Genomic DNA, 12,391 nt, shown 5'->3' on the forward strand with positions numbered 1-12,391 from the left:
CTTACGCTTTTATTTGGCTAGCTTCAGCGCATATCGACTAGCAAACTTCTACGCTTCTTCCTACGATAAGTCAACATCGGCTCATGCTTCGCCGTGTTTCCTTTATCTCGGGCCAACAGGATGTTGGTCAGAACGGCGTTGCGCCAGGACGGCGCGCCTTTGGCCGTTCATCCTTAACACAAAAGTTTGTACGTCGATGAGCAATGCGCTTACGCTTTTATTTGGCTAGCTTCAGGCTCCAGCGACTAGCAAACTTTCAGCTTCTTCCTACGATAAGTCAACATCGGCTCGTGCCTCGCCGTGTTTCCTTTATCTCGTCAGAAGCTTAAAAAGTTTGTACGTCGCTAAACGTCGCCTTACGCTTTTCTTATTTCATCGGCAATTCAAATGTTACGGATTTTTCTTTAAAGAGTCTTTTTGCATTTTCGTCGGCCAATGGGCCAATTTGGAGCTTTAATTCTTTGTAAATGCCAAATTCGTCTTCGCGGAATAAAAATACTGCCAAGCCTTGGAATGTATCTCCTGGCTCTACACTACCTCGCACTGTTGGTTCGAGCATTCCTTGGGATGTCATTGACCCACGATCATCAATATGCAATCTTCTATCAATCAGGAATTGTTCAAACGGAACATCACTATTGTTTTCGATTGTGAATTTGGCAGTTAAGGCTACTAGTGGGCCATCACCAAAATTTTTGAATCGTTCTTTATGTCCATCAGTTGGAGTAATGTTCGCATATTGAACTCCATTTAAAGTCACTTTCACTTTATCAATCGTTTGCGTTTCGTTAATATCTTCCTTAGCGAAGAATACTTCCTTTTCTGCAATCGAATCTGTCAACATTTTATCTGGGTATAGATCAGCGGTCGCTTTTGCCTTTTCAATACCAGCATCTGAAAATGGCAGAGGTAAAACCCCTTGCTCCCCGATACGATCGCTGACATCTTCACCGCGCCACAAAGCATCAATTTTTAATATCGGTAATTGAGATTTCTCAAATTGATCTTTCGTAATCATGAAGGCATCGAAGCCTGTAAATGTTCCTTTAGAATACAATGATGCTCCTTCAGTTGAATCATCCTTCAACCATTGTTCTCGATCAACGAAGGTCGTACTTCTCCTAATATTCTCTGTAGCATCATCTGTTAATAGTGAGATGCCGCCAGCATAGCTCACTTCATCTTCTGATTGATTATCGAGGGTCATTTGCAAAGTTAATACATACCCTTCTTCTTCACCATCAAAATAAGATTTTGCTGATTCATTCATGTTTGTTACATGGACGATTTGATATTGATCGATCGCCATTTTAACTTGATCACTATATGTATGAGTAAAATCTGGTTCATTATTAGTGAATACGACCTCAATGTCTCCCCCTGTTAGTTCTTCAATGTAAGGATTCAACACTTCACCGGTACTAATTTTATCTTTTTCTTTTTCATCAGATACAGTATTATCTTCACCCGTATCTTCCTCATCATTCGTAGTATCATCATTTTCGTTTTCATCATCTACGTTTTGATTGGCTACTTGTTCAGTCTCTTTATTTGGAATTTTAGCCCCTTCTTTATCTTTCTCTTTCGTTCCACACGCGCTTAATACTAAAAGTGAGATAATAGTTAAATATAGTAGTACCTTCTTAATCGACAACACATTCACTCCTCTAACAAACCTAAATTCAAATGCGTTTTTCATCTTACCATTCTCTTCACTGTACAAATAGGCTTATTTCGGATTTCGAAACTAATTTCCTAGACAATAGAGAGAAAAGTATGATTTTACCCAAGGAGTTCATTGAAAAAACAAGTAAAAGGTACTGATTCATTTGAACGAGACATAGTTCTTCATGAAATCGCAAACTGACCTTTTTCTTTATTTGCTAAATAAACGAAACCAATTATAAATCCCTTCGTAGAAATAGGTAGCAGAAAAGTACTCGCATTACCATTCACATAATTCAAATTAAAGAGGAGGAATTTTCTATGCTTATTGTAACTACAGAAAATATAGTCAATCATAAAATTAAGGAAGTGAAAGGACCTGTATTTGGTTTAACTGTTCGTGCACGTGGAATCGGAAAAGATATCTTCGCTTCATTTAAAGGTCTAATCGGCGGGGAAATTAGTGAGTATACCGAAATGTTAGAGGATGCTCGTAAACAAGCTGTGGACCGAATGGTAGAAAATGCAAAAGCAATGGGTGCGAATGCGATTATTATGATGCGCTTTGACTCAGGCGAAATCGGTCAAAATATGAGTGAAATTGTTGCTTACGGTACAGCTGTTATAGTGGAAGAGGAATAGTTTATTATGGAATGGATCATTGGCTTTTATGGATTATCAATACTTGCTGTCATCATTTTAGCAATCGGTTCCTGGTTTATTTGGGATCGCCGCTATAAAAAAACAGATCAACAAAAAGTTCCCGAAGGATATATTCGTACAAATGAAGTTTTCATCGATCCTACTACTGAGAAAAAAATGGTCGTATATTTTCATCCAGACACTGGGAAACGGTTTTATAAAGAAGATATCTAATAAGCTCTGATCGGTTTCAGAGCTTTTTTATATAAAAACGAAAACAAAAACTCCATCATGTTATAATAGGTCTATCCGACTTTTTTACCGGGATTTCGACATGGAGTGAATCGTTTTGCAAAAACCAATTGATAATCTGTTAAAAGGATTTAAAATCGGCTTACCGCTGCTTTTACTGATATGTGCTGGAATTGAATTAATAAAAATGATTAAAGATATGAATTTCCATTTACTTTACTTAGAATGGAATGAACTAAAGACAGGAAGAATTCTCATCATTTTCCTCGTTGCCCTTTGTGCAGTTTTACCGATGGTTTTTTATGATCTTATTCTTTTAAAAGCGTTGTCCATCAAGCGGCCTTTTAAGAAAAATTTAAAACAAGCCTTTATAGTCAATACAGTTTCTAATTTTATTGGCTTTGGTGGAATTGCTGGATTATTACTGCGAAGTTATTTTTATTCTTCCTATAAAAAGGAAAAACAAACATTAATCAAGGATATAACGACTGTCACACTCTTTACCTTAACAGGAATGTCTGTGCTTGCATGGATTATATTACTTAGCCATCGTGATCTTATCTATGACACAACGATTTATCTAATTGCAGTTATTATTATGGCCTTATATTTGCCTTTCATAATTGGTTTTCATTCCTTACAACATAAACGTGGAAAAAAATCACTAATGACTTTAAATATCGGGGCAAAGCTTGTTCTCACTTCATTACTGGAATGGCTTGCCATTTTTCTTTTTATTTGGTTCATTAGCATTTCTCTACAATTGCCTATCCAATTCCATCTATTATTTCCCATTTTTATCGTTGCCTCATGTGCTGGAATTCTTAGTATGATTCCAGGTGGAATGGGCTCTTTTGATGTAATTTTTCTTTGGGGATTGGAAAGTGTTGGCGTCCAAAATGAACAGGGACTTGTATTGCTAATTTTTTATCGAATTGGATACTACCTAATTCCATTCTTGTTGTCTTCATTATTATTCATCAAGGACTACACAAAAAGGTGGAGAATATTATGGAAAGATCTAGTGGGTCAGAGATAGCTTATAAAAAGTCTATCCCTGACCCACTTCATCTATTTAGATCTGGACTCGATCCGTCTTTTTTAATTGTTGTAAGGTTGAGCAACCAATACCAAACATCGCCATCTTCAGTTCTAATTCTCTCGTTTCCATCACTTGTAATACTTTATCAGTTGATTCGATCGCTTCTTTAAGAATAGATCTGCCGAATCCAACCATATCCGCTCCAATTGCGAGAGCTTTTGCCGCATCTAATCCCGTTTTCATACCTCCACTAGCTACGACTGGTTGTTCATGAACCTTTTCTCGCACAGAAATTATACTGTTTGCTGTTGGAATTCCCCATTCACTAAAAGCTTCTGCTGCCTCTCTTTTAACTAAATCCTTCGCACGGAACTTTTCCACTTGACTCCAAGACGTTCCGCCTGCTCCAGCTACATCAATAAAGGAAATTCCGATATCAGTTAATTTCTTTGCAGTGTCGCCATCAATTCCCCAGCCAACTTCTTTAACACCAACAGGAACATCCAATTCTTGACATAACTTTTCAATTTTCGATAATAAATCTTTAAAGTTCGTATTTCCCTCTTCCTGAATTACTTCTTGAATCGAATTTAAATGAAGGACAAGCATATTAGCTTCTGTCATATCAATAATCCTTTTACACTCATCAGCACCAAATCCATAATTCAATTGGACGGCCCCAAGGTTTGTGATAATCGGAATGTTAGGCGCGTATTTTCTTACTTGGAAGGAGGAACGATGTTGCTCACTTTCAATAAGTGCTCGAGTAGAACCGAGAGCCAAAATCCATCCCCTTTCCTCAGCAGCCTCTGCTAGATTGCGATTAATTGTTTCTGCAAGAGCTGCACCGCCCGTCATAGAGCTGATCAAGAAAGGTGTTTTGCAAGTGGACTCAAGAAAACTTGTCTTTAAACTAATTTCCGCAAAATCAACTTCGGGTAGAGCATTATGGATAAAGGAGATCTTTTCAAATCCAGTTGAAATATTGTCTCCAGTCACTTTCTCATTTAAAGTGATCTTAATATGTTCGGATTTTCTTTGATTAATGAAGTCAGACAAAATGACACCCACTTTCCATTTTAAGTAAACTATTCATACTCGATCGAAATCGAAGCTCCTGTCTCTGTTACATTTAAATATAAAGGATCGATTGAAGCAGCAGCCCATTCTTTTTTTAATTTTTCTACTTGAACTTCATCGTTAACAAAAGCAATCCCACAGTCACCACCACCAGCGCCTGAAGATTTTCCACTCCCATATATTTCAGCAATTTGGATTAAAGTCTTTAAAGTTATGGTCTCTATGCCCGCTTTCGAGTATTGATCCAACTCCAACAGGGCCTCGCGATTTTTCTTAAGAGCAAAAATGGCCTCTTCACTATTATTTTCCGCAAAACTGCGCAATAAATCATTCACTGCCTCGGCGCTTTTATCAAGAAACTGTTGATAAAACTCTAGATTCTCCGTTTTTAATTGATGAACTTGGTGGACCATTGGGCCAGTGGCTGCTGATTTCCCTGTCCATCCCACACAAAGTTTAAGATTGGTCGGTGGAATTAAAGGCTGAATCTTAAGCTTCGGCCAAGCCTCTTCTAAAAACTGAGAAATTGGCTTGCCCGTTTCAAGCTGATTCAATAACCATTCTGCATCAAAGGTTGTATAGTGAATCCACCCTCCATAGGTTGCTGCCGCAATATCAGCGCATGAACCATTTCCTTGAGTCATAAAGTGGGATATGGCAGCTAACTTAAAGATCAGTTCCTTTTCAGGTGGGATTTTTTCCTCATCGTAGAAATGAATAAGTGCCGTAATGACTGCAACAACGACAGCAGCACTAGAACCGAGTCCATATTTTTTCCCAGAAGGATCATCTAAATCACTCTTAATAGATAGTGAGAAAGGTCGTTGTTCTATGGAATATTCTTTCAACAGCTTATTAAAAATAGTTATCGCACTTCGAATAAACGATAATTTCGCACTACTTTCACTAAACTCTAAATCATTTTCAACAGCTTGCCAAATAACATCATCTAAACCTAATTGCGCAAGATAGAGATGGTTTTGCTCACTTGAAGTGATTTTAGCATTAAGAAAACGGTCAACTGCAATGACAACGGATGGTTGCCCTGGCTCAGTCACAGCATACTCACCAGCTATAAAAAGCTTGCCTGGAACTTTCAAATGATATGTAGGCTGAGACACTATTCCTCTTCCTTCCTGTTTTTAAAATCGGAAGTAGATAAATAAGTAACACCTTGTCCTGGGTGACAAACAAAGATTTTTTGGACAGTTGGCAATTCTGAAAGGGCGGCTTGAACCCTCTTCTCATCTTTCCTTTCACAAATTATCTTTACATTTGGCCCAGCATCGATAGTAAAATATGCTCCAATTCCGTTTGCCCGCAGCTCCCATACCTGCTCCATCACATCAAATGTTGCCCCTTGCCAATATAGAAATGGTGGGTCCGCTCCTAATGTTGTCGCATGCATCTTAAGCGCATTTTTCTCAAGAACATTTCCTATCACTTCAAAATCTTTGTTAGCAATGGCGGATTTCGCTATGACCAACTCCTCTTCCACTGCCTTCAACCAGCCCGAATAAAACGGAGATGTTTCGACCGTCCGTCTCATTCCTTCTCTACTTAACACTTTCTTTCTCTTCGATTCAACAAGAACAGAAAAAATCGTTAAATCCCACTCTTTTTCATCTAAAAGCGGTTGAGCAAATGAATCTAGACCATCTTCTCTTTCGCCCTTTTGCCATTCGACAAATCCTCCATAAATAGAACGACAGGCAGATCCAGAACCTTGGCGCGCTATTATGGACAATTCACGTTCATCTAAATTGAGACCAATCGCTTTTGAGGCAGCCGCAGCGAGAGCGGCAAACCCGGAGGCTGATGAGGCAAAGCCCGCTGCTGTTGGAACACTATTCATTGAGTCCACAATTGCATGAACATCTTTTCCAGCCAAAACCCGTATTTTGTCAAGAAAGCGACTAATTTTACGTGTTTCTTCTTCATTTTCCTGTTGCCCATTCAACAGAAATATATCAGCAGCTAGATTAGGAGAAAACTGTACAGATGTTGTCGTATAGAACTGATCCAATGTGATGGAAACACTACTGTTCATAGGTAAAAATAGTTTTTCATCACGCTTTCCCCAATATTTTATTAACGCGATATTTGTGTTCGCTCTTGCGATTGCCTCCAATGATGACACTCCTTTAAAAACACGATATAACTAAAATCTTATAAATTGAACTTTCTAACTAGGGCTTTCCCCTGCTGTAAAGTGCCATGTTTGACTAGCTTCACCAGCAAGAAATGCTTCTTCTAGCTGTTTCACATGATTTAAATCTTTTGCAAGGGCAATAATGCAACCGCCCCTTCCACCACCAGTTAATTTGGCACCAAGAGCACCGGCCTTTCTGGCAATATCCACTAACTGATCAATACCTTTGTCACTAACACCGAGTTTTACTAATTCTGTTTGGGCTGCATTCATAATATTGCCAAGTTGTTTCGTTTCTCCTTCTACTAAAGCCGCTTTAGCTTGATGAGCAAGCTGCCCTAATAGATCAATCGATTGACTAATCATCTTTGGAGCAATTTTGAACGTTTCCCTTATGGCCCCTACAGCCTCTCGTGTATTACCAATTCGTCCAGTATCAACAACTACAAGATGAAAAGGGGTATCAATGTGCAAATGCTTAACTTCTTGATCTTTTTCAAACCAGATAGAATGGTCACTAGATGCTGCGGCCATATCGATCCCACTAGGGTTCCCATGAGCATATGTCTCAGCAACCTCTACTAGTTCCATTAATGTGTCCTTTGTTAAGTTTTGTTCGAAATATTTATATAAACTTTTCACGATAGCAATTGCACTCGCAGCACTTGATCCGAGCCCTCTTCCAATAGGGATGGAAGAATGGATTCGAATTTTTAAACCTTTTGCAGGTTGCTCCAAATATTTCAATGTTTCTTTTATACAAGCTGCAATTCCAGCTAAATTGTTCGGCACTTGATCAAGCAAACCAACATAATAACGACAATCAAACATGATCATCGATTTCGATATTCCTTCAACGATCGATTCAACATGCAGTGTAGGAAAAGGAAGTGCGATCGCTGGTTTGCCATACACAACAGAATGCTCACCAATTAAGATCAATTTACTATGAGCACTGCCAACTGCTATTTTGTTGGGAAATGTAATCATATGCAACCCTCTCTTTATGCATAAACGTCCCTGCTATAATAGTATAGGGATTAACCTGCAAATTTACCAATAAGCCATGGTGCTGCATATAGAATCATAAATAGTACGCCATAATTAACACCTAGACGATGAAGAATTCCTGACACTAATCCTATTAAAAATACACCACCGATATTCAACCAACCACCATCCATAAAAGCTAGAAGTAAAACAAGCCCGAAAAATAGACCTAAAATAGCTTCATGAGGGATCCATTTAAAAACAAATGTACAAATCTGTTGAGAAAACTTTACAACAACAAAATAAGTTAAACCTAATGCAACGACTGCACCAATAATGGTGGCCCATATAAAATCAGAGTTAGATAAGATATGGTGCAAATTATGATCTAAGGAAAATACAGGAGGCGCATTAAACAAGGCATTCGCAGGTCCAATGGCTACCGGAGATAAAGGGATCCCTAGAGCGATAAGCGGAATCAATGTACCAGCGATATATGTAGCATTTGTTAAAGCATCCATAGAAGAAATGGCTCTAGATGCCTTTTCTACTGGATCTTTTACCCTGCTTGAAAATAGTTCACCTAGTAATGCGGTCATCCCAACGGGACTCATAATAAAAGTTAGTGATCCGAGTAAAGAAGCAAAGGCGCTAGTTCCAAGTTCTTTTTTCGTCAAAATTTTAAACGGATTAGGAAATTCTTTCGTTCTCTTATTTTTGTGTAAGAGAATCGGTTTCTTCCCAAATCTCTCTAAACTATCTCTCTTCCCTTTGTTTAATAACTCAAACAGAGTAATAATAACAGGTCCAATCGTAATCCCAAGAAAAAAGGATGTAAAAACTGTCGTCTCTTTTGGAACAATACCTATTCCCCAATATAAATGGCGTAATGCCTGAATCAAAATAGCGAAGGGAATAATAGACGCTAATGAAATCCATCTATGTTTACTCATCAAAGCAAGAATGATCGCCCCAATAAAAAAAAGCGGATTCGCATAATCCTTTATAACATCTGATAATGGTATAAGAGCATTCGCTAAGAGTAAGCTCACTGGAATGGCTACTAATGTACCAATGACAGAACCTGAAGCCATTTTACGAATACTTAAATCGGGCTTCCCATGCTTTTTCAATGTGACGGCATGCTCGACCATCGGAGCTGCCATAACACCACCAGGCACACCTGCAACAGCGACTGGAACCGAATCCGTTAATTTATTAGCAATAATTGCAGACATAAAAAAGGTAAGAACAACGATTGGCTCTAGCCCTGTTAAAACTAAAGCAAGTGTCACAGGAGCAATTGTTGCCGTTTCATCTGTTCCAGGTGCAATTCCAATAATCGTGTAAATAACTGCTGCTGCAATGGCCGCTACTACCATTTGTATAAGTAAGCTTGGATCTATCATTATTCTTCATCCTCAACTGTACGAAAAGTTCTTTTCGGCTTAATAATAATGCTACATACAATAATACCTACTAATGCCCCGGCTAAACCAAAGAAAAGTGGTTTAGGTGGATCATTAGGTGCGATGAAATAACCACCTAGTGTCGTAACACTACAAATTACTAGAGCTAATACTAACTCCTTTATACTGACAAGATCTTCCCAGACTTCGACATTATTTTTTTCTTCTGGATCTTGGATCTCGCTTTTCTTTTTAATCAAGACAATCCCTCCTGAACGGCTACCCATCTGCTTTCCTTCATATGTGAAAAAAAGAAATCAATATTGATTATAAGGTAATTGAGAAAAGCTATCAAATAAAGGGCGACTTTTCAGCATATATCGACGTTACTCTTAGTATGGACTATAAAAAAAACATCTTGCAGAAAATAATCTACAAGATGTTTAAATTAAGAAATAATAATGTGTTGTTCTTCTTCATCTAGTCGTTGCAAATCTTGATTTATTTGATCGCGTTTTCTAGCAAGCTGATCTTGCACCCTTCTCACTTCTTGAAGAACAACATTCAACTTATTTTGGGCATCTGTTATTCTCGAGTGAACCATCCAGTCGGAAAAAATATTATCGAAAAAAACATCGGTAAAAGCGAAGAGGTCTTTTTGGTTAATTTTGAATGAATCCGTTGCAAAATTTTGGACATCCATTAACTCTGTTTCGTAATGTCTTAATGCTCTTTTTGCCCTGTGGACGAGGTCATCTGAACTATTCATTTCCGAATATTTCAAAGCCGAAACAATGAGTCCGCCTCCCAAAAAAGTGTCCCACATTGACATACCTTCTGCAGAATCAAGTTTATCCAATGCTGCATCCAGAGCACGGGTCGCTTTACTGCCAGCATCGCGGGCTTCTTCAATTTCCCTTAGTATAGATCGAAGCTTCACACGCTCATCGGCAATTGTTTGCAACGTCTGACTAGCTTTAGATTCACTATGCCGGATCCACGCTTCCTTTTCCTTCAAAAAATCTTCCCATTCTTCTTCAACATATGCAAAGTCGGGATTTTCCATTTCGCGACGTAAATTTTCTGTTTCGCTTTTTAGATCAGTGACCATTTTATCAGCTTCATTATACTTCAACTCTGCTTCCATAGCCTCAGTCATCTCTTTATCCATCAGTTCATCCCATTTTCCAGTCCATTGATTAATTTTATTAGCAAACGAAAACTTCCCTAACTTCGCAACATCTTGCTGTTCTTTCGTTAACTGTTTATGGAGTCGGTCCCGTTGAGCTATCGCTTCATTCAGCTTCTGCTCCGCTCCTTCCAATCTCCTTTTAACTCTATTTCTTTCATTCCTTCTCATTGTTAATTCTAACTGTCGCTCTTGTATGTTGGATTCCACTGCCAACACCTCCTATCATAAATACGCTCTAATAGTGCGGAGGTTTCATTCTCGTATGAATATTTTACTCATATTTTAAAATCCCACTCATATTGAATGGATTTCAAGCAAATTCAACTCTATGAATTAGCAGCGCTTGAACGGCGTTAAATTGCTCCTGTTTATTGATCAAAATATTTATTTAAAACTGCTCTAATTGATTGATTTAATGCATCGACATCAACACTGTCAATTGGTCGATCTTCTATATTATATTTCTTTTTTAGCCATAAAATCCTTTTAACACTCTCATCAATTCTTTCTTCACTAATTTCCCCGCTTTCAACCGCAGTCATTAAAGCGTCAAGTACTGCCATTATATTTTCCTCTTCACGCGATACTAAAATAATATCGCTACCAGCATTTACAGACTGGACGGCCGCATCTCCAATATCATAATGATTTGTAATAGCCTTCATCGTAAGATCATCCGTAATCACTACACCAGTAAAGCCGAGCTGGCTTCTCAATAGTTGGCTAATAATTTCATTCGACATGGAAGATGGGGATACTGGGTCTAACTCTGGTATTAGAATATGAGCAACCATCACAATATCGGCCCCTTGATCAATTGCCTCTTTAAAAGGAATTAATTCTAGCTGATTTAACTCTTCTAATGATTTTTGCACGACAGGTAATTCGAGGTGTGAATCAACCGATGTATCGCCATGACCAGGAAAATGTTTAATAACTGACATTACTTTTTGTGATTGAATTCCCTTCATAGTAGCAATTCCTAATTCACTTACTAAATCGGCCTGGTCACCAAAAGAACGATTATTGATGATCGGATTGTTAGGATTATTGTTCACATCTAGGACTGGAGCAAAATCAAGATTAAAACCGAACGCACTCAACTGATCGCCTAAAAGCTTCCCAATTTCGAAGGAAAATAACGAATTATCGATACGCCCAATCTCTTCATTTGTTGGTAGTTTAAGCACACTATTTGGCAATCTGGAAACTTGGCCACCTTCTTGGTCTACACCTAAAAGAAGAGGAATTCGATTCTCTTTATTTTCTGCCTTTATTTGATTAAGCAGCTCTAAAGATTGGTATGAACCAAGCAGGTTCTCCGCATAAAGAATTATTCCTCCAACCTTTTTTTCTTTGATAAACATCCTAGATGTTTCTGTTAAAGTCGTATCATCCAAACCAACCATCAGCATTTGCCCAATCTTTTCCTCTAAGCTCAATTCTTCAATAAGAATGTTTTTATTTTGATTTGATTGTTGTTGCTCCGGAATCGCTTTATTATTCCTTGACAACATAAAGTAAAGAACGATTCCAGCAATAAGCATGACGACAAGAAATATCCAACCCATTTTTTTATACATTATGCCTCCACACGGGTCATGACTTTGTTTTCATATATATTATTCTTTTTCACTCATACAGATTCCCCTCCGTTTTTTGAAAAATTTAAATTGACTTTTTTCCAACATATCGTTATATTGACAATAACTAATATTCGAAAGGGTGACCCAATTACATGAAGTACTAATCCTATTTTTGAAAGCAATCGAATGGAGCAATGGCTATGAACAGATCACAAGTCTGTTTTCTTACCCATGCTTTCATACGAGCTTTTTCAGAATAGGATTGGTTATCATTTGGGGACAAAGGAGGGGTCTCTCTCTATTTGTCGTGCACCCATGCCTCCTATTCTGAATGAATTAGGAGGCTTTTTGTGTCTCCATTTAAAATCGCCTTGTCGGCAC

The 12,391-nt window shown here is 38.1% G+C and carries 12 protein-coding genes; 3 read left to right on the plus strand and 9 right to left on the minus strand.

Annotated elements, in window-relative coordinates:
- Positions 1 to 367 precede the first annotated feature (367 nt).
- Entirely contained in the window at positions 368 to 1,654 is a 1,287-nt protein-coding gene (locus BN1243_RS12270; RefSeq protein WP_195892108.1) for a DUF5068 domain-containing protein, read from the minus strand.
- A gap of 332 nt (positions 1,655 to 1,986) precedes the next feature.
- On the opposite strand from BN1243_RS12270, the gene BN1243_RS12275 reads away from it, so the two are divergent.
- From BN1243_RS12275 to BN1243_RS12285, 3 genes are all read left to right on the plus strand, one after another.
- A complete protein-coding gene (locus BN1243_RS12275; RefSeq protein ID WP_062107226.1) occupies positions 1,987 to 2,307 on the plus strand; it encodes a YbjQ family protein in 321 nt (106 codons plus the stop codon).
- Positions 2,308 to 2,313: 6 nt separating this feature from the next.
- A complete protein-coding gene (locus BN1243_RS12280) occupies positions 2,314 to 2,541 on the plus strand; it encodes a hypothetical protein (protein ID WP_062107228.1) in 228 nt (75 codons plus the stop codon).
- Between the two features lie 115 nt (positions 2,542 to 2,656).
- Positions 2,657 to 3,598: a lysylphosphatidylglycerol synthase domain-containing protein gene (locus tag BN1243_RS12285; RefSeq protein ID WP_062107230.1), complete on the plus strand. Its 942-nt coding sequence runs from the start codon at positions 2,657 to 2,659 to the stop codon at positions 3,596 to 3,598.
- A 36-nt stretch (positions 3,599 to 3,634) separates the two neighbouring features.
- On the opposite strand, the gene fni is transcribed toward BN1243_RS12285, so the two are convergent.
- The 8 genes from fni to nagZ form a co-directional block, all read right to left on the minus strand.
- Positions 3,635 to 4,660, minus strand: coding sequence for a type 2 isopentenyl-diphosphate Delta-isomerase (gene fni / locus BN1243_RS12290; protein ID WP_062107231.1), 1,026 nt, complete (start codon positions 4,658 to 4,660; stop codon positions 3,635 to 3,637).
- Between the two features lie 29 nt (positions 4,661 to 4,689).
- Positions 4,690 to 5,802 carry a phosphomevalonate kinase gene (locus BN1243_RS12295; protein WP_062107233.1) on the minus strand — a complete coding sequence of 371 codons (1,113 nt, stop codon included), beginning with the start codon at positions 5,800 to 5,802 and terminating at the stop codon, positions 4,690 to 4,692.
- Positions 5,802 to 6,812, minus strand: coding sequence for a diphosphomevalonate decarboxylase (mvaD, locus tag BN1243_RS12300; protein WP_062107234.1), 1,011 nt, complete (start codon positions 6,810 to 6,812; stop codon positions 5,802 to 5,804). The genes BN1243_RS12295 and mvaD overlap by 1 nt, the downstream gene beginning before the upstream one ends.
- Positions 6,813 to 6,866: 54 nt before the next feature.
- Positions 6,867 to 7,823: a mevalonate kinase gene (gene mvk, locus BN1243_RS12305; RefSeq protein WP_062107236.1), complete on the minus strand. Its 957-nt coding sequence runs from the start codon at positions 7,821 to 7,823 to the stop codon at positions 6,867 to 6,869.
- A 50-nt stretch (positions 7,824 to 7,873) separates the two neighbouring features.
- The gene (locus BN1243_RS12310) at positions 7,874 to 9,229 is read right to left on the minus strand and encodes a tripartite tricarboxylate transporter permease (RefSeq protein WP_154669954.1); all 1,356 of its coding nucleotides are present in this window, start codon (positions 9,227 to 9,229) and stop codon (positions 7,874 to 7,876) included.
- A gap of 2 nt (positions 9,230 to 9,231) precedes the next feature.
- Positions 9,232 to 9,492, minus strand: a complete 261-nt coding sequence (locus BN1243_RS12315) for a hypothetical protein (protein ID WP_407638857.1) — start codon at positions 9,490 to 9,492, stop codon at positions 9,232 to 9,234.
- Between the two features lie 188 nt (positions 9,493 to 9,680).
- Positions 9,681 to 10,631: a hypothetical protein gene (locus BN1243_RS12320; protein WP_062107245.1), complete on the minus strand. Its 951-nt coding sequence runs from the start codon at positions 10,629 to 10,631 to the stop codon at positions 9,681 to 9,683.
- Between the two features lie 161 nt (positions 10,632 to 10,792).
- Positions 10,793 to 12,007: a beta-N-acetylhexosaminidase gene (nagZ, locus tag BN1243_RS12325; RefSeq protein ID WP_062107247.1), complete on the minus strand. Its 1,215-nt coding sequence runs from the start codon at positions 12,005 to 12,007 to the stop codon at positions 10,793 to 10,795.
- Positions 12,008 to 12,391 lie beyond the last annotated feature (384 nt).

The sequence above is a fragment of the Bacillus niameyensis genome (assembly GCF_001375535.1).
Lineage (GTDB): Bacteria > Bacillota > Bacilli > Bacillales > Bacillaceae_C > Lederbergia > Lederbergia niameyensis.

What these genes read in the sequence shown, in the direction of transcription:
- BN1243_RS12275 (WP_062107226.1), top strand. Translation starts at nt 1,987, where the DNA reads ATGCTTATTGTAACTACAGAAAATATAGTCAATCATAAAATTAAGGAA.
- nagZ (WP_062107247.1), bottom strand. Translation starts at nt 12,007, where the DNA reads ATGTATAAAAAAATGGGTTGGATATTTCTTGTCGTCATGCTTATTGCT.
- mvk (WP_062107236.1), bottom strand. Translation starts at nt 7,823, where the DNA reads ATGATTACATTTCCCAACAAAATAGCAGTTGGCAGTGCTCATAGTAAA.
- BN1243_RS12280 (WP_062107228.1), top strand. Translation starts at nt 2,314, where the DNA reads ATGGAATGGATCATTGGCTTTTATGGATTATCAATACTTGCTGTCATC.